Below are 17,518 nucleotides of genomic sequence, written 5' to 3'. Positions count from 1 at the left end.
GCTGCTCACTGGTATTCCGGCGGCTGGACGTCCTTCGGGAGTCCGCCCTTGAAGTGCTGCTGGATCTTCTGGTAGTACTGCCGCAGCCGCTCGTTCATCGTCGCGTGCACCTTCTCCTGTGCCCGGTCAAAGTGCGACTGATTCACGAAGGAGGCTTCCTCCCGCATGGCAAGCATGGCCGCCTCCCGGCCGAGCGCCTCGAGGTCCGATCCGACGAACCCCTCGGTATCGGTCGCGACCTTCTTGAGGAGCCGGTCCCGTGCGGGGTCGTCGAGGGTTATGTTCTGCTGGGCGAGGAGGTCGACGAGTTTCTTCCTCCGGAGATGGCGCCCGAGCCCCTCGTCTTCGCCTGCCGGAATCACGGCACGGTGGCCCCGCACATCCTCGACGCTCACACGGTGGTTCGCTCCCACGGCCAGGATCAGGTCCTCGATCCCGTTCTCGGTCAGCCCCTCCGTCATCTCCACGAGATCCTCGATCGTCGAGCCCTCGAGCGGCATATGCCGGGTGTGGATCGCGAGAATCCTCTCCCGGTCCTCCCGCCCGGGCTCGCCGATGTAGACGAGCCGGTCGAACCGCCCGGGACGGAGCAGCGCCGGGTCGACGATATCCGGCCGGTTCGTCGCTCCCATAACCACCACGCCCCGGAGTTCCTCGAGGCCGTCGATCTCGGTGAGGATCTGGTTCAAGACGCTCTCGATGACGTGCGACTCGCCGCCGCCGCCCCGGGCAGGGGCGAGGGCGTCCAGTTCATCGAAGAAGATGATGGACGGCGCCACCTGCCTGGCCTTCTTGAAGATCTCACGGACCGCCCGCTCGCTCTCGCCAACCCACTTCGAGAGGAGCTGGGGGCCCTTGACGGGGACGAAGTTCGCCCCGGTCTCGCTTGCGACCGCCTTCGCGATCAGGGTCTTCCCGGTCCCCGGCGGTCCGTAGAGGAGGACCCCCTTCGGCGGCTCGATCCCGAGGTTCTCGAACCGCTCCCGCTGGGTGAGCGGGTACTCTACCGCCTCGCGGATATCCTGCTTCGCCTCTTCAAGGCCGCCTACGTCCTCCCAGGCGGTGTGGGGCACCTCGAGGAGGATCTCCCGCATGGCGCTCGGGCCCACTTCGCGGAGCGCGTCGCGGAAGTCCCTGGTCTGCACCTCCATCTTCTCCAGGGTCTCCGGCGGGATCTCTTCGGCCTCCAGGTCGATCTCGGGGAGGTAACGCCTGAGCGCCTTGATCGCCGCCTCACGGGCGAGGGCGGCAAGGTCCGCCCCGACAAACCCGTGGGTCTGCTGGGCGATGGAGGTGATCGTCACATCGTCTGCGAGCGGCATGCCGCGGGTGTGGATGTGGAGCACCTGGGTCCGGTCGTCCTCAGACGGAACCCCGATCTCGATCTCCCGGTCGAACCGGCCGGGCCGGCGAAGGGCGGGATCGATGGCGTCGAGCCGGTTCGTGGCCCCGATCACCACGACCTGCCCCCGTTCCTCGAGCCCGTCCATCATCGTCAGGAGCTGGGCCACCACGCGCCGCTCAACCTCCCCGGTCACCTCCTCGCGCCGGGGGGCGATCGAGTCGAGCTCGTCGATGAAGATGATGGCAGGAGCATGCTGCCGTGCGTCCTCAAAGACCTCTCTGAGCCGCTGCTCGGACTCGCCGTAATACTTCGAGATCACCTCCGGCCCCGCTATAGAGATGAAGTGGGCGCCACTCTCGCTTGCGACCGCCTTCGCGATCAGGGTCTTTCCCGTCCCCGGCGGCCCGTAGAGGAGGACCCCCTTCGGGGGCTCGATCCCGAGCTTCCGGAAGATCTCCGGGTGGCGCATGGGGAGTTCGATCGTCTCGCGGACCCGCTGCAGTTCCCCCTTCAGGCCGCCGATATCTTCGTAGCTGATCCTTTTGACGCCCTCAAACCCGGCGGCCGGCTTCTCGGAGAACTCGATCTTCGTGTTCTTGGTGATGATGACCGCATTCTCCGGTTCGACCACCACGGCCTTGAACGCGACGAGCTGGGGCTGCATGAACGGGAGCCCCGCCTGGATCGGCACGGAATCGTTCTTCACGATCGGAAAGTCGATCAGTTTGTTGACGACGTTGCCGTAGTTGATGGGGAGCTGTTTGGGGAGGTCTTCCGGGGGTGCCAGCACCACCCGTTTCGCCTCGACCTCCTCGTCCAGCGTCTTTATCTTCACCCGGTCCCCGATGCTGGCGCCGGTGTTGAGCCGGGTAAAATTATCGATCCGGACCTTACCCTGGTGCCAGTCGTTCACCATGGCACGCCAGACCTTGGCCACGGTGCGACGCTTTCCCTCGATAGCAACGAGGTCTCCGGGGCTGAGCCTGAGCTGCAGCATGGTGTCTGGGTCAAGCCGTGCCTTGCCCGCCCCCTGATCCTCCGGATAAGCGCTATCTACCTTCAAGTATATCTCGGGCATTACCTCTAGTTCTTATATTTCGGGGATTTATAAGTACTGGAGGCGCATGAACACACTTCTCTTCGACCCGTTCAACGGGGCCGCGGGCGACATGATCATCGGTTCTCTCCTCGATCTGGGGGCGGATGAGGGGCTTGTGCGGGCAGCGATGCGTTCCGTCGTCGGCGAACCGACAATAGAACGGGTAGACCGTTCCGGCATCCGGGCCGTCCAGGTGAGAGCGCATGCTCCGGTCGATCATCGCACCCTCGAGGAGGTGCTCGACCGGGTGGCGGAAAGCGACGCTCCCGCCCCTGCACGGGAGATGGCCCGGCGGGTCTTTCTCCGGATACACCGGGCCGAGGAGAGCATTCACGGGATCGGGACACATTTTCACGAGGTGGGTGCGGACGACGCCATCGCTGATGTGGTGGGGGCCTGCACCGCCCTGTACTCCCTCTCCCCCGACGGGGTCGCCGTCCTCCCGGTCGCCCTCGGGAGGGGGTTTGCGGTCGGGTCACACGGCACCTTCCCGATCCCGGCTCCCGCGACCGTGGCGATCCTTGCCGCATCGGATCTCAAGACCGCCCCCGGTGAGGAGGAACGGGAGCTCTGCACCCCGACGGGGGCCGCTCTCCTCGCCGAGTTCTCGACGGTCCGGCCGGAGGACCTCGGTCCTGTGGGTATCCGGGCGGTCGGCTACGGGGCGGGGAGCAGGAACCCGCCGGGAAGGCCGAACGTCCTCCGGTCGATGCTCGTCGGGACGGAGGGTCGGGCTCACGGCGATCGGGTCGACATCCTCGAGACGAATGTCGACGACGTCACGGGGGAGGCCCTCGCCTACACGCTTGGCCGCCTGATGGAGGAAGGGGCACGGGACGCAAGTGCTACCCCCATCGTGATGAAGAAGGGGCGGAGCGGCCACCTCGTCCGGGTCGTCTGCCGTCCCGACGCGACCGACCGCCTCGTAGGGGCGATGGCCGCGGAACTCGGGACGCTCGGCATCCGCTGTATCCCGATGGTCCACCGGGCGGTCGCCGAGCGGACGATCGAACCGGTCACGGTGACGATCCGCGGCCGGGAGTACACGATCGACGTCAAGTGCGGCTGGTCGGGAGGGAGGATCACCTCCTTTAAGGCGGAGTATGAGCAGGCGGCGGCGTGCGCGAGAGACCTCGATATCCCGTTCCGGGAGGTTGCCGGAACGGTCGAAGCGGCGGCACGAGCACGCTTCATCGAGCGGGGTGTGCTCGCGCCATGAAACCGGAACGGGTCAGCACGGGGAGCCTGCCCCTCGACGACCTGCTGGGCGGCGGGCTTGAGCGGCGGACGATCACCCAGATCTACGGCGAACCCGCGAGCGGTAAGAGCACCCTCTGCCTGATGGCGGTGGTGGCCTCCCTCCGGGCGGGAAACTCGGTCATCTACATCGACACCGAAGGGTTCTCGGTGGAGCGGTTCAAGCAGATCGCCGGGGAGAACGCCGGTCAGCTCGCAAACCGGCTCTACCTCTTCGAGCCGATCGATTTTGCCCAGCAGGGGACGATGATAGCCGATGCGGAAGGACTGCTCCGGAAGAGCGACGGCGCCCCCGTCGACCTCCTGGTGATGGATTCGGCGACCGCCCTCTACCGGACCGAACTCGACCTCGGGCGGGAGGCGGTCCGGAAACTCTCGCACCACATGATCAGGCTTCTCGGCCTTGCGAAGAAGTACGACATCCCGGTCCTGATCACCAACCAGATCTATATGGATGTGGAGCGGGACCGGGTCGCAGGCCTCGGGGGGACGGCGCTTGAGCATATATCAAAAGCCATCATCCGGCTTGAAAAGAAGGACAGCATCCGGCGGGCGATGCTCCGGAAGCACCGGTCCCGGCCGGAAGGGCTCTCGTTTGATTTTGTGATCACCAAAAACGGTATCAGAACTGTATAAAACCCTCGAAGACCATCTCGGCGGGGCCTTCCATGGTGACGGCCTCGCCGAAGCGGATGACCAGCGGGCCGCCTTTTGTCTCGACCTGCACCGTCTCCCCGGCCTTGCCGAGGTGGCGGGCGACCGCCGCCGCCGCGGTTGCGCCGGTCCCACAGCTAAAGGTCTCATCCTCGACGCCGCGCTCGAACGTCCGGATCCGGAGCGTCCCGTCGCCGGCAACCTCGACGAAGTTGACGTTCGCGCCCTCGGGGAAGGTGGGGTGGTTCCGGATGGCCGGGCCGGCCGTGGCGATATCGACCGTGCCGATCTCTTTTACGAAGACCACGGCGTGGGGGACCCCGGTGTTTACGGCGTAGACGGTGAATCCCCGGATCTCCTCTTTGTATTCGCCGTTCCCGGTTGCCGGGATGGCGCTCCGCTCAAACGCAGGCGCCGGCATCGTGATCGTCGCGGTGAACTCGTCGTCCGTGTAGCCTGCCGAGACCCGGACGACCCCGGCCCCGGTCTCGATCGTGCAGGACTCCTTGACGTAGCCGGCGTCGTAGGCGTACTTCGCGAGGCACCGGATGCCGTTCCCGCACATCGCGGCCTCGCTCTCGTCGGGCTGGAAGAGCCTCATCCGGGCATCGGCTTTATCGGACGCCTGGAGGAAGAGGACCCCGTCGGCACCGATGCCGAACCTGCGGTCGCAGTAGAGTGCCGCGAACCCTCCCTTCATCTCCTCGGGGATGGCTTCCTGTTCGAATTCGTCGATCAGAATAAAGTCGTTGCCGTTTCCCTGCAGTTTGGTAAACCCGAGTTCCATATCCATAGTGTGGCCTCTCTATCGTAGGTATTGGGGGCGGCGGGTGATAAACGGTGGTGCCCGGGTGGATGGAGGCGGGGCCGCCGCTTCTGTCGCGGGTGGCCGTCGGCAGTCGCACCACTCCCGTCCGGGTTGTACTGGTGAACAGTTCCTGCCCTTGTGCAGTCACCGGGGCTCCTCTGGGTAGTTGTACCGATTTACCAGGAGGGCGTATCCGCCGTCGTCGGTCTGGATGACCGAGACGGCGCTGCCGATCAGCTCGAATGTGGTGTTCAGCTCCGTATTCCACTCCTGCATCCCATCAGAGTTGAGTTTCATGATGTGTGGGACGCCTACCTGGCCGGGGAGGATCAGAAACCGGGGTGCGGAACGGTACGTTATAGTGCCGTATACATATCCTCCAGCAGCCGTTCTGACGATCGGCATCGACGCATTGAGTGTTCTTTCCTCGATCACACTCCCGGCCCGGTCGAACACAACCTCCTCCAGCGTCACGTCGTTGTAGATGACGGCGCATCCGCCCCCCGGCGCCTCGTTCATGAAGGCGACGGTGTTGTACTGTGACGGGCTCCCGAGCGTCGCATCCCGGATCAGATCGCCCGAGGAATCCAGCCGGAGCAGCCACACATCGGAGCCGTTCCGATCCGGAAGATAGGTCGTGCCGCCCACCAGGTACTCGCCGTCGGATGTCTGGATGATGGTCTTTGCACCGTCCTGGTCGTCGGTCCCGTAGGTCTTGCGCCACTCTTCCGTCAGGTTTCGATCCCTTTTAAGCACAAGGAGGTCTTTGCCGTCGGCCCCGGCGGCGACAAATCCACCGTCGGCGGTCCCGATGACCGACCGCAGGGTGCTATCGGCCTCGGCGTCGCTCTCCAGGATCTTCCCCGCCGGATCGAGGAGCAGGGTCCCTGATTCACCCACTGCGACGATGATGCCCCTGTCGGTCTCAGCAACGGAGAAGATCGGGCCCCCTCCGCCGGTGGCGTTCCAGACGGAGGAACCGTTGCCGTCGAGTCTGAAGACCCCATAGGACTGGTCCTCGCGCCAGGGCAGGACCTCTCCGCCGACGATATACCCGCCGTCGGCGGTCTGGACGATGCTCGATGCGCTATCGTCGCCTCCGGTATCGATGACCGTCTGCCACTGCTCCGTCCCTCCAGCGTCGACCTTGAAGACCATGATGTCGCGGCCTACCCCATACTCCGGCACAAGGCATCCCACTGTGAGCACCATCAGAAGACTGAGTGTGGCCATCAGAATGCCGATTCCGTTAAATGCAGTTGGTTTCATATTCACGTTGTTCCAATGGGCTGCCCGTTTCACCTTTGCTCCAGGAATGAGCAGCAATTGAGTGCCGGGAACTCGGAATTGTTGCGCGGGTAGCCTGGACGTACCCGCGCTCTGCCACGCACCAGATGGTCACCAACGAAACGCCGATCATCAGGCAGCGACCCTGGAAGGTTGTGGATTTCCTCCCGTTGCATCACAGAGACTCATCCACCTTGAGGAATCCATTCGAGGACCCAGGATCAACTCCGGCGGGGAGGTGAATATCGTGAACTTCACCGGGATCTGCTCAATTCCCATCACCCTTGCCCGCTCATCGAGCATCGCATACACTGCCTCTATCGAGGAGACGTTCTCCGGCGGGGGCGGACCGTTCCAGATACTCACCCGGAGATACCCGTCGACGTCGTAGCCGAAACCGATGATGGACCCGTTGGGGTAGAGGTAGCGTTCTCGTATCTGCCCTCCCATGGCGGTGGCGAAGTCCGGGAGAGATACGCTTTTTCCGCCTTTCGAGCAGGGGAGCCCGCCGAGCGTGACGGTAAAGGGCTCTTGCTGGTTCAGGCTGGCTTTGAGGGGGTTAACGTCCAGTTCGGTGAATACTGATTGAGCGGATTGGAATTTTCCGGTGGACGTTGCCGGCTCCTGATCCCACAGATACAATCCCGTGACGAGGCTAACTACAAGGATGACAAACAGTATCGGGACCGAATAGTTACTCATGGGTGTACATCCTCAGCCTTGCAGGCGCAGCCTGCGGCACGTATAGTTGAGAACTCAACGTTCTTTTATACCTCTTTTCTGTTACGATCATCTACACATCAAGGCGTTTCGACCCTTTTGCCTCTGAAGCAGGTCGCAACCGGCCGGGGTCTATGGTGAGATGGTCGATAGGAGAGCCTGATAGGGGAGATCTGGTACCAGGGAGCCTCGCCTGCTGGTATTCGGCGGATTCCGGATAACCTCTCTCCCCAGGAGCTTCCTTTCACGGCCACGTCGTCAGCACCACGTAATACGCCCCCTCGTACTCCAGGTGCGGGTAGACCCATGTCTCCCGGTCGGGGCCGTAGGCGTCCTGGAGCGCTCTGCTCTCCGCGTACGAGACGTTCGTCCCCCCGATGAAACGCCGATCGCTGGAGCCCCACTCCCACGCTGACGGGTTCCGCTCCTCACCGCGGATGACCGCGTCGAGTGCCGGGTGGTCGGCAAAATCCTGCTCGGTCAGGGGGACGATCCTGTTCTCTCCCGGCTCCGCCTGCTCCATGACGTAGAGCATCGGCTGCCCGCCGGAACTCTCGTGAGCGTAGAGAGTGAGGGCGTCGGCGAGCATGAGGCCGAGCGCGATGGCGACGATGATCCCCGCTGTTTTGAGCAGGTTCCTGGATTTCGGATTTTTATCTTCTTCCATTCTCATTGCACCTGTTTCGACCCAATCTAGTGTATCAGGGTACGAATGTAGTAATACGCACCGTTGTACTCAAGGTACGGTGGATTTTTTGCATCGATACCGAACGACTCAATGAGTACAAGATGTTCTGTACCCGTTACCGGAGCTCTCCCAATCGTGCGTTCGTCGGGATCGTCATTGGGGCTGCCCTCCAGTTTCCACGGGTGGGGATCTCTGTTATCTCCCCGGATCACCGAATCGAGCGCCGGAAACTGTTCTAAATCCTGGTCGGTCAGGTGAATGATGGAGGCGTTTTCCAGATGCTCTCCCCTGACTTCCCGCACATCCAGATCCTGCGGAAGGCCATCGACTCCCGTGATCAGGGCAACGAGGGTGGTACATGTGAGCGCGACCGTCGCGACAAGGAGGGCAGCGCCGATGAACGCAAGGACTCCCATTATAATCAGACGTCTGTTGAATTTCGATTCCATATAACCGCCCTCATCTCCTTCATCGGATTCTGCCGGAAGGGGATCGTCCTATTTCCATACCAGTGGTTCCCATTCATTTTTCTAACACGCGTTTTGCTTCAGATTTCCGTACCCAAACCTACAGAGGCAGGATAATATCTTTTTCAACGGGAAGAGCGGTGCATTCATGGTCTCACAAGCCCGCTAAAGCAGAGATATTCAGCTTTCTTTCGAGTATAGTCGATGTGAGCGAAAATCGCCCTTCTCCAGGTTTGGGTGAGGAAAGCGATACGCTCATCAATCCCGAACCCATCTGCCCGGATTCTAGAGAGGTGCTATATGGTCTCCCAGCAGGATCCCAGACCGTCAGGATGAAGACAGCTATTTTCTCGTCGTTGGGCTCATCGTTCCGGATGTCCCTCCACGTAGCTGTGAAGGTGCTCCCTCCGATCCCGGTCTCAACGAAAGGAACCGGGTTAGAAAACGACATGTTTCTCCCGGGGTCGGCAGAAGCATCGCCGAGATAAAAGGTACCATGGGAGATATTGTCCAGAAAGACAATTCTGCCGCCCAAAGTGGTAGTATTCACCGCAACGTCCTCCCAAGCATACGACATCACATACGCCAGAGCACCGGCAAGACCTACCATCAAGACGATGACACACACTATTTTCCTGTTCATAATGACCACCACTGCGGTTCAAAAATAGTGCATCCATGCACTCCCTTTCAGGCAAAGTCAAGGTCGCCGATATAGGGACCCCCAACAGCCATCGTCGTATCAAACCAGTCGTGTGTCTCACACCACAGTTCATACTGGGCATCGCCGCTGCCCTGTGAATTGAAGGTCACGCTGATTGTACCGCTGGTCGCCCAGTCAACCCTTTTTTCGGTAGTGTGCGCCACGCCCAGGGCGTCCCATACCGTCAGACGGTAGATTGCCCCCTGGCCGTCATTGTCCCGGTCGTTAACATTGCTGTACGTCGCCGTGAAGGTGTTCTGCCCTGCCGGAGCAGTGACGGATCCCACACCGGCCACGTTTGCCGTATTGCCGTCGCCATCGGTAGACATGCTTCCCAGATGAGCTGTGGCCAGAATCCCGATGTCGCCCGTATTCTCCTCCACTGGCATTTCAGAATCGGCTTGAGCCGCAGAAACTGTCCCGGCGGATACCGATATAAAGAGCATCAGCACTGCCAGCATTGACAGAAGCCCGTTTCCTTTCTTCATCATCTGTTACCTCCGTTTTCGGTTCCCGGAGGCACACGCGCACTTTTAAGTCCGCAGAGTGCGTACACTCTCATTGCCTCCAGGCACGCGGGACGTTCACCCGACCATCGGCAAACCGGCTGGGTGAACCTCCGCACTGGTGCAGGCGCCGCCTGCGGCGCCCATAAGTGTTCACTTATCGGTTTTGAGATATACCTTTTCTGGGACAAACACCAATTCGACACGCGACTTTTCTGGAAAATAACAGGGATAACGCCCCGGGATCGCCATAGACAACACCGCCTGCATGAGACCCTCGCAGGAGAATTCCCTCTCAATAGGGGATGCAGGGCTGGTATGAGCAGTATTGTTCCAGCAGATTCGGTGCTGAAGTCCCCTCCTCGTGCGTTGCGCGCAGGCCGTCCCGGTACGCCCGCACCGCACTAATTTCTTCAGATATAGTGGCTCCAGGCACGGTACGGTCGTGTTGGTTCTCAAATATGTTTGTCTTCAGGAAAAGTGAGGGTAGAGACGAGAATAGAATTGGTGTTTGTCCCAGAAAACTCATAAAGTGCGGATCACAACTATCCATCATGGCATCAGCAAAGAGAAAATGTATGGCTTTTGCCCTGTTGCTCGTCGTATCCTTCCTTGCCGTGCCCCTCGTATCGGCAATGAAGTGATGGATACATGGTTCAGACGTTAGCCGTATACACTCCTTCGCGGGGGGAGACTCAGCGCGTTCTGCGGCAGCAGCGATGACCAGACGAATAATATCTGGATTCATGTAGACATCGACCCGAATAGAAGTTATGTGGGCCAGGATATGTGAACATTGGATGATGTATACGGCGAGAAAGTTTCATCAGAGAGATCATACACCTTCAACGTCTACCAGTATTAGGCCAGGCAGACTTCTCCGGCTGTTCACCCTCTCGGTCCTTTTTTTAGTGCTGCTGGTAACGGTTGCCGATGCCACCGAATATACGGTCCGGCCTTCAAGAAACGTCGGAAAAGAGCCCGGCATGTCCGCATCTGGCGAAAAGGTGCAGGAGATCGACCCGATCCCGCTCTGGCTCTTCCTGTTGCTGTCTGTCTTCCCCCAGCTGGCAGCGGCCCCGATCGAGACCCTCCTTCCCCTGAAGGCTGTCGGATACCTCGGGTATAAGCGGATTCGCAGGGATAATGCCCTCGACAACCCGCGGAGGCTTGAGCTCCTCAATTTCATCAAGGCAAATCCGGGGCTGCATTTCAGGGAGTTGCTGAGAAAGATGTCCGTAGCAAGAGGGACGCTTGACTACCACGTCAGGGTCATGGTCTCCGAGGGCCTTTTGAAGGCAGTGCCGGAGAAGGGAAGAATTCATTATTTTTCTGCCGATTCACGATACTCGGCCGAGGAGGAGACCCTTATTGTCGCGATGGAGAACGACAGCCTGAGAGGAATCATAACACGGATCTACCTGAAGCAGGGTGCACGCACCGATGAACTCGCAGAGGAATCGGGCCTCTCCAAAGCCACGGTATATAAGCACGTTAAGCACCTGGAAACCCTGGGGATTGTACGATCGGAGAGGACGGGGCGGTCTGTGCGGTATACCCTCACTGACAACTACTCCCGAATCCTGATGGAGCGTGCGCATACCCGCAGTCCCGAACTCATCAGCGTCCCGGCGGAGCATGCCGGGTGAGTCGGCCTTTCAAACGGGTGCCCGCATCACGGAAGGGTATTGGGGGCATGCCCTCGCCGTAAAGAACTTTTTGCGTTCCCTGTCTCCCTGGATTTGACGGCGATCGTCATAACGCCTGGTCCTCGTTGCGGCGAGCAGGTTCGCGCGCTCTGCCTGCAGCCGGTAGCCGGATGAAGTGCTGGAGTATCAGGCTCCGATGCCTCTAGGCCCGATCTTTTCCCTGAACCGGAGCCTTCGAGCGCCCGGATGAGTAGCTGATTGTCACAGAAAAGGTATATGGGGGGACGCCGACGTCTCCATCGGTGATACCGCGTACGGTATCCCGCGGGGGCCGGGGACCTCGATCGGCGTCGTGTCCCGGCTCCCACCACGTGCCCGGAGGGCAATAGGGCTGTTGGCATCCGGATGGGATAGCCGTTGGGGTTCCGCGGCCTTCCCGGGTAAGCATAAAGGAGGAATGGAACCATGAATTTGAAATCTCTTCCCGGAATCGTGACGGTGCTTCTCCTCCTGGCCTGTGCGGCAGCATCGGCGGGGTGTACCGGGACAAATGTGAGTGAGAACGAATCGGCTGCACCGGCATCGCCGGAGGCGACGGCGTCGCCCCGGGAGACACCGGCCCAATCGTCGCCGAACGGCCTGATCGGCGAGGAGGAAGCGCGTTCGCTTGCCATGACCGCACTAGAACAGGAGATCTCCGGGGCCCGGATCAAACGGGTGGCTGCCGAGCCGTATGATGTACAGAATTACGGAGACATCTGGCGGTTCCGGGTGAAAGCGGAAGATGACCCCGACCCGGAAGGCGATATCAGGGTATGGATCGATGCCCTTACTGGAGAGATGGTATATTTCCAGGATGGCCGCGACTATTTCCGGGCCACCGATCCCGCAATCACGCTCGACGAGGCGGAGAGGATTGCCGAGGCGTATCTTCGGGACCGAAACGAGAGTTCGGATGTCGTGAAGACCTTCGCCGTACTCTCTACAGCAGATACACCGCTCGGAGAGCGGAACGGGCCGTATCATTTCGTGTATCGGCGCTCGATCGACGATGTCCTCTGCCTGTATGATAAGATTACCCTTGAAATTGATTCAATCGACGGCCGCGTTGTTTCCTACTATAAAATCTGGAGAGTATCAGACAATGACACTATGGCCGATCCGGATCCTTCGATCACCGAGGACGCGGCGCAAGAGCGGGTTCTGGCGTATCTCAATGACACGTACGGCACGGACCCCGGCGACATCGCCACCCGGGCGACTGAGTTGCGGTGGTACGATCTGGCTGCACAGCACCGCCGGTCGCAAGAATCGATTACGCTGCCTCTAGCCTGGCGCATCGAGTTCGATGACGAGTGGTACCGGTCGCAGGATCCACCGCGAACAGCCGAAGTGTGGATCGACGCACATTCGGGGGAGGTTCTTAGTGCTGCATATAATCACCTGAGACGGTAGTGGTGCAGCAAAGCATGAGCAGCATAAAACCCTTGACTGCCGGTCTCGTAATCCTGGCGTTCATAGCGGGAGCCGGGGCCGGGTGTCTCCTTGCAACCCAGAGCGATCCCGCCACGGCAGGGGTTACGGATACGTGTCCAGCCGGGGTCACATCTCTCGATGCGCTGACCGTGGCGCTTCGCGACCCTGCGGTCCTTGACCTGCTGGACAGGAAGGATATCAGCACGATCGCGTTCTCAAGAGGTTCTTACAGCGAGAAGGACATGAATTACACCCAGATCCTCTTTCGCCCCCGGGATCCCGACCCCGACGACCGCATGACCGCCTCGATGATCGTCGTCCAGGTCAATGATTCCTGCATGGTCTACTCTGTTTATGAGACGTACCCGTCGTATATCCCCGAGGCTCCCCCGGAGACGTAGGATCTCAAATGAAACGAAGCCCCCGCACCCGAACCCTGCTCATCGCCATCCTCCTCCCGCTGGCCTACCTGGCGTACTGGCTCCTGCGGATGAGTTCATTTCCCCTCATCGCCGACATTGTGCTCGCCGGCGGCGTCATCGCCGCCCTGGCCCTGGGAATCGCTCTGCTCCGGAGGGGAACGGCGGTTCAGCGGCTCGCGGCCTCGGTCATCATCGGAGTCGTTCTCTGCGGCCTGATCTTTCTCGGCCTGAACGTCTGGGCCGGGTGGTACGAGCACCGTCCCGGCCTTGTCGGCTACGAAGTCACGGTAGATGGCCTTGAAGGCCGGACCGGAGGGCTCATGACGACGATCCTTGTTCCCCTCCCGGTGCAGGACGGGGAGGTGCTCATCCCGGCATCCGAACTTGAAAACCGGACGTTCGACGGCTGGACGACGACGATCGTCAGGACGAAGGATGGGGATATGCTTGCGTTCCAGAACCGGAACAACACCCTGACCGATATCCGGGCTCACTTCGAGCACTCTGAGGAGACCATAGAAGGGACGAAGCGCCTCCCGGTGGAACATTTCTTGCCGGTCCTCTCGACGACCGGCGATGACCGGTATGCAACGGTCATCTTCGTTGACGAGGGCATCAGCCCACCCGGAGAACTGAAGGTCTCCCTCACGCTGACGGCCGGGTCCGGCCTCTTCCACGGGATGGGGCAGGAGACCTACCAGACAGAGGTGCGTGAGACCGTTCCCGCCGGGACGACCGGGCGGATCGTCGTCGATGCGGCGGTCGGGAAGATACGTTGACCGTCCGGGCTGTGAGCGGGGACGGCAGGTGTTTCTCCGTCTCTCCCTCTCCCCTTAACTCCGCCATGACCTCCTCCAGGGTATACACCCTTCCGGCTCTGAGGTCCTCGAACGACCGTTCGATCTTCCGGAGCATCTCTTCATCGAGCGGCTCCTCATCGAACACCGTCCTCACCGCAGCTCCTCGATCTTCCACCCGAGATAATCCCGGATCACCGTGAACGCGAGCCCCGGCGGGATCGCCCCCTGCTCGGTGACGATCAGGTCGACGTACTCCGCGGGCGTCACGTCGAAGGCCGGGTTCCTGACCCGGACGAACGGAAGCCGCTCTGCCTCCTCGTGGGGGAGCACTTCATAGGGGTCCCGCTCCTCGATCTCGATCAGTTCGCCGAGGATCGTCCGGGGTGCAAACTTATAGGTCTCGGCCGCCACGATGACGTTCGTCCGGGCCTCGTGTGCGGCGTGAGCAATCTGGGCGGTCCCGATCTTGTTCACCACCGCGCCGTTCACCGCGATCGCGTCGGCACCGACGACGACCAGGTCGACGTCGTTGATGAAGTAGCGGACCGCCGAGTCGACAATATAGTTTGTGCGGATCCCGGCATCGTTCAGGGTCCTGATGGTGATGAGCCCCTGGCCCCGGGGCCGGACCTCTGTTGCGTAGACCTCGATCTCCTTGCCCTGCCGATGGGCCTCGAGGATGCACCCGAGCGCCGCCTCGGAGTTGCAGTGGGTCATGAGGACATCGCCGTCGGAGATGTGACGTGCCCCGATCGCCGCTATCCGCTCGATCGCGTGCTCCGAATGGTCGATGAACTCCGCTGCCCGGGCAAGGACGGCATCTCGCGCAACCTCCACGGACTCAAACGAGTCTAGAGCCCGCATCACGGAGCGCACCGCGTTCGGGAGCGAGACGGCGGTCGGACGGGTCGCGGTGAGGATATCGGCCGCATTCTGCATCTCTCGCTTGAACGTCCCGGGGTCGGATGTATCCAGAGTGCGGGCATGATCGGCCAGTGCCTCCACTGCTGCCCGGGCGATCCTGCCGGCGCCCCGGATCTCCATACTCTTTATGTTTGCTGCCGTCTCACTCAGTACCATAAGCTTCACTGAAAGAGACGACCAGAGACTAGATAGACCTATTGACGTGAGCGTGAATGTCGGTTGCCGTTGTTTTCGATAGTGCAGGCACACTCCTGCGGACCTACCGCGTAGCACGTGATCTCCTTCACGATCAGATGCTCTCCGAGGTCGAGACAACAACCCTCACCTTCGGGGACGAGGCACGGGTACTCGTCGTCCTCCACCTCCACTCCCGTGACGTCATCGAGGCGCCGGAAGACCAGCTCCTCTCGGAGTTCTTCCTCGAGCGGTCGGTCGGGTTCGGGGTGGCCTGTTCCCGGCGGGTCATCCCTGCCGAGGAGGTCGCGGAGATCCTCTACACCGACAAACATGCCCGCGTCGGCGATATGCAGGCCTGCATACGACAGGTCTGGAGCTGCTGCAAGAGAGAGTCAATCGTCACCATGAACAGCGGCGTGATCCTGAACATGGACCTCTCCCGCATCGAGTTCACGGTGACGACCGGCGGGAGGCCGTTTGACGGCGCGAGAGAGGCCGTCAGCGAGCTGCACCGGATGGGCGTCCCCGCATACATAGCATCCGGGGACCGGGTCGCAAAGCTCGAGCGGATGGGGGACTACCTCGGCATTCCCCGGGAACGAGTCTACGGTGTCGCGACCCCCTCGATGAAGGCCCGGATCGTGGAGGACCTCAAAGAGCAGTACGACCGGGTCGTCATGGTGGGGGATGCCATCAACGACCTGAACGCCTTCCGGAAGGCGGATCTCGCGGTGCTCACCGAACAGCAGTCCGACTGTAAACCCGATATCCTCTACACCACGGCGGACAGGGTGATCCACAACGTCAGCGAGGTACCCGGCCTCGTGGCGGAACTTCTCGCGGAAACCACGGAGAGCGGGAAAAGTGCAACAATATAAACCCTAATATGATCCCACGAGAAGATTAGTTTAACGAGGAGCTCAAGATGACCCCACTCATTACGGTAAAGGACCTCTGCATGGAGTTCAACGGGACCGTTGTGCTCAACGACATAAATTTCGAGGTGGCAGAGGGAGAGACGGTCGGCATCATCGGGAGAAGCGGGGCCGGCAAGACCGTTCTTATGCACCTCATGCGGGGTGTGGACCAGCCCCCGACACGAGGTTCGATCATCTATCACGTCACCGCCTGCGATGCGTGCGACTACATCGGTGTCCCGAGCGAGGCGGGGAAGCCGTGTCCCGCCTGCGGCGGCGAACTCAAGCCGGTGGATGTCGACTTCTGGGCGGAAGAGAGCGCGGGGATGAAACGGCGGCTCATGCGGAGGACCGCCATCATGTTCCAGCGGACCTTCGCCCTCTACGGCGACGACCGGGTGATCGAGAACATTCTGCGGGCGCTCGACGACGTCGGCTACCCGGCGGAGAAGGCGGTCAGCAGGGCCGCCGACCTGATCGACCAGGTCAGGCTCTCCCACCGGATGATGCACATCGCCCGGGACCTCTCCGGCGGCGAGAAGCAACGGGTGGTGCTCGCCCGGCAGCTCGCCAAAAACCCGTTCATGCTCTTTGCGGACGAACCGACCGGGACGCTCGACCCGGAGACCGCCACACTCGTTCACCGGATGCTCATCGAGAGTGCCGAGGCAAACGATATGGCGATGGTGATCACGTCGCACTTCTCTAATGTCATCGAGGATGTCGTCGACCGGGCCATCCTCCTTGAGAACGGTGAGATCAAAGAGATCGGGGCGCCGAACGAAGTCATCCGCCGGTTCATGGAGAACTACAGCGACACCGAGCAGCATGAGGCTGCAGAGGTCGGCGAGAAGATTCTTGTCGCCCGGGACGTGATCAAACGTTACCTCTCGGTCGACCGGGGCGTAGTCCGGGCGGTCAACGGGGTCTCATTCGAGGTCGCCGAGCAGGAGATCTTCGGGATCATCGGCAAGAGCGGTGCGGGTAAGACAACCCTCTCGCGGATCATATCCGGGATCCTCGAGCCCACCAGCGGCGAGATGAACATACGGATCGGGGAGGACTGGATCGATATGACCAAACCCGGGATCGAGAACCGCGGTCGGGCAAAAGGCTACATCGGCCTCCTCCACCAGGAGTACGACCTCTACCCGCATCGGACGGTGCTTGACAACCTCACCGATGCTATCGGCCTTGAATTCCCCAAAGAACTGGCGATGAGGAAGGCGATCATCACCCTCGGGATGGCCGGTTTTGCCCCCGAGAAGAGCCGGGAGATCCTGGACCGCTACCCGTCCCAGCTCTCCGAGGGCGAGAAACACCGGGTGGCGCTTGCCCAGGTTCTCATCCGCGAGCCCCTGCTCGTCGTCCTCGACGAGCCGACCGGCACGATGGATCCCATCACGAAGATCGACGTGAAGCACTCGATCCTCCATTCCCGCGAGGAGATGGACGAAACGTTCATCGTGGTCTCGCACGACATGGAGTTCGTGCGCGATATCTGCGACCGGGTCGCCCTCATGCGGGGTGGCAAGATCATCAAGATGGGCCCGACGGAGGAGGTGCTCGCTCACCTCACCGAGGACGAACGACGCGTGATGGGGGCAGGCGCCCCCTGA

The 17,518-nt window shown here is 61.1% G+C and carries 17 protein-coding genes; 8 read left to right on the top strand and 9 right to left on the bottom strand.

Annotation, left to right across the window (positions count from 1 at the left end; translation table 11 throughout):
- Nucleotides 1-5: 5 nt before the first annotated feature.
- Nucleotides 6-2,423: a CDC48 family AAA ATPase gene (locus tag V6K60_RS02515; RefSeq protein WP_332448936.1), complete on the bottom strand. Its 2,418-nt coding sequence runs from the start codon at nt 2,421-2,423 to the stop codon at nt 6-8.
- 46 nt (nt 2,424-2,469) lie between these two features.
- Between V6K60_RS02515 and larC the strand changes: the two genes are divergently transcribed.
- Both larC and radB read left to right on the top strand, forming a co-directional pair.
- Nucleotides 2,470-3,663, top strand: coding sequence for a nickel pincer cofactor biosynthesis protein LarC (gene larC / locus V6K60_RS02510; protein ID WP_332448935.1), 1,194 nt, complete (start codon nt 2,470-2,472; stop codon nt 3,661-3,663).
- A complete protein-coding gene (gene radB / locus V6K60_RS02505) occupies nt 3,660-4,337 on the top strand; it encodes a DNA repair and recombination protein RadB (protein ID WP_332448934.1) in 678 nt (225 codons plus the stop codon). The genes larC and radB overlap by 4 nt, the downstream gene beginning before the upstream one ends.
- Here radB and dapF read toward each other — a convergent pair.
- The 7 genes from dapF to V6K60_RS02470 all read right to left on the bottom strand — a co-directional run bounded on the left by dapF (nt 4,324) and on the right by V6K60_RS02470 (nt 9,519).
- Nucleotides 4,324-5,142, bottom strand: coding sequence for a diaminopimelate epimerase (dapF, locus tag V6K60_RS02500; protein ID WP_332448995.1), 819 nt, complete (start codon nt 5,140-5,142; stop codon nt 4,324-4,326). The two genes, radB and dapF, sit on opposite strands and share 14 nt — an antisense overlap.
- A 165-nt stretch (nt 5,143-5,307) precedes the next feature.
- Nucleotides 5,308-6,432: a hypothetical protein gene (locus tag V6K60_RS02495; protein WP_332448933.1), complete on the bottom strand. Its 1,125-nt coding sequence runs from the start codon at nt 6,430-6,432 to the stop codon at nt 5,308-5,310.
- A gap of 150 nt (nt 6,433-6,582) precedes the next feature.
- Nucleotides 6,583-7,152, bottom strand: a complete 570-nt coding sequence (locus tag V6K60_RS02490; RefSeq protein WP_332448932.1) for a hypothetical protein — start codon at nt 7,150-7,152, stop codon at nt 6,583-6,585.
- 262 nt (nt 7,153-7,414) lie between these two features.
- The gene (locus V6K60_RS02485) at nt 7,415-7,837 is read right to left on the bottom strand and encodes a hypothetical protein (RefSeq protein WP_332448931.1); all 423 of its coding nucleotides are present in this window, start codon (nt 7,835-7,837) and stop codon (nt 7,415-7,417) included.
- Nucleotides 7,838-7,863: 26 nt separating this feature from the next.
- Nucleotides 7,864-8,307, bottom strand: coding sequence for a hypothetical protein (locus V6K60_RS02480; RefSeq protein ID WP_332448930.1), 444 nt, complete (start codon nt 8,305-8,307; stop codon nt 7,864-7,866).
- Nucleotides 8,308-8,479: 172 nt separating this feature from the next.
- The gene (locus V6K60_RS02475) at nt 8,480-8,968 is read right to left on the bottom strand and encodes a hypothetical protein (protein ID WP_332448929.1); all 489 of its coding nucleotides are present in this window, start codon (nt 8,966-8,968) and stop codon (nt 8,480-8,482) included.
- Between the two features lie 47 nt (nt 8,969-9,015).
- Nucleotides 9,016-9,519: a hypothetical protein gene (locus V6K60_RS02470; protein WP_332448928.1), complete on the bottom strand. Its 504-nt coding sequence runs from the start codon at nt 9,517-9,519 to the stop codon at nt 9,016-9,018.
- A gap of 815 nt (nt 9,520-10,334) precedes the next feature.
- Here V6K60_RS02470 and V6K60_RS02465 point away from each other — a divergent pair.
- From V6K60_RS02465 to V6K60_RS02450, 4 genes are all read left to right on the top strand, one after another.
- Entirely contained in the window at nt 10,335-11,183 is an 849-nt protein-coding gene (locus tag V6K60_RS02465; protein ID WP_332448927.1) for a winged helix-turn-helix transcriptional regulator, read from the top strand.
- Nucleotides 11,184-11,855: 672 nt separating this feature from the next.
- Nucleotides 11,856-12,638: a YcdB/YcdC domain-containing protein gene (locus tag V6K60_RS02460; RefSeq protein WP_332448926.1), complete on the top strand. Its 783-nt coding sequence runs from the start codon at nt 11,856-11,858 to the stop codon at nt 12,636-12,638.
- Between the two features lie 14 nt (nt 12,639-12,652).
- Nucleotides 12,653-13,060, top strand: a complete 408-nt coding sequence (locus tag V6K60_RS02455) for a hypothetical protein (protein ID WP_332448925.1) — start codon at nt 12,653-12,655, stop codon at nt 13,058-13,060.
- An 8-nt stretch (nt 13,061-13,068) separates the two neighbouring features.
- A complete protein-coding gene (locus V6K60_RS02450) occupies nt 13,069-13,860 on the top strand; it encodes a hypothetical protein (protein WP_332448924.1) in 792 nt (263 codons plus the stop codon).
- A gap of 171 nt (nt 13,861-14,031) precedes the next feature.
- Here V6K60_RS02450 and V6K60_RS02445 read toward each other — a convergent pair whose 3' ends face one another.
- A complete protein-coding gene (locus V6K60_RS02445) occupies nt 14,032-14,961 on the bottom strand; it encodes a ribose 1,5-bisphosphate isomerase (protein WP_332448923.1) in 930 nt (309 codons plus the stop codon).
- 56 nt (nt 14,962-15,017) lie between these two features.
- Here V6K60_RS02445 and V6K60_RS02440 point away from each other — a divergent pair, with 56 nt between their 5' ends.
- Together V6K60_RS02440 and atwA are read left to right on the top strand one after the other, a co-directional pair.
- Nucleotides 15,018-15,860 carry an HAD family hydrolase gene (locus V6K60_RS02440; RefSeq protein ID WP_332448922.1) on the top strand — a complete coding sequence of 281 codons (843 nt, stop codon included), beginning with the start codon at nt 15,018-15,020 and terminating at the stop codon, nt 15,858-15,860.
- 47 nt (nt 15,861-15,907) lie between these two features.
- Nucleotides 15,908-17,518, top strand: a complete 1,611-nt coding sequence (atwA, locus tag V6K60_RS02435) for a methyl coenzyme M reductase system, component A2 (RefSeq protein WP_332448921.1) — start codon at nt 15,908-15,910, stop codon at nt 17,516-17,518.

Source organism: Methanoculleus sp., from assembly GCF_036677455.1.
Classification (GTDB): domain Archaea; phylum Halobacteriota; class Methanomicrobia; order Methanomicrobiales; family Methanoculleaceae; genus Methanoculleus.
The sequence above is the reverse complement of the archived record's forward strand: the minus strand, read 5'-3'. Positions and strand labels throughout refer to the sequence as shown.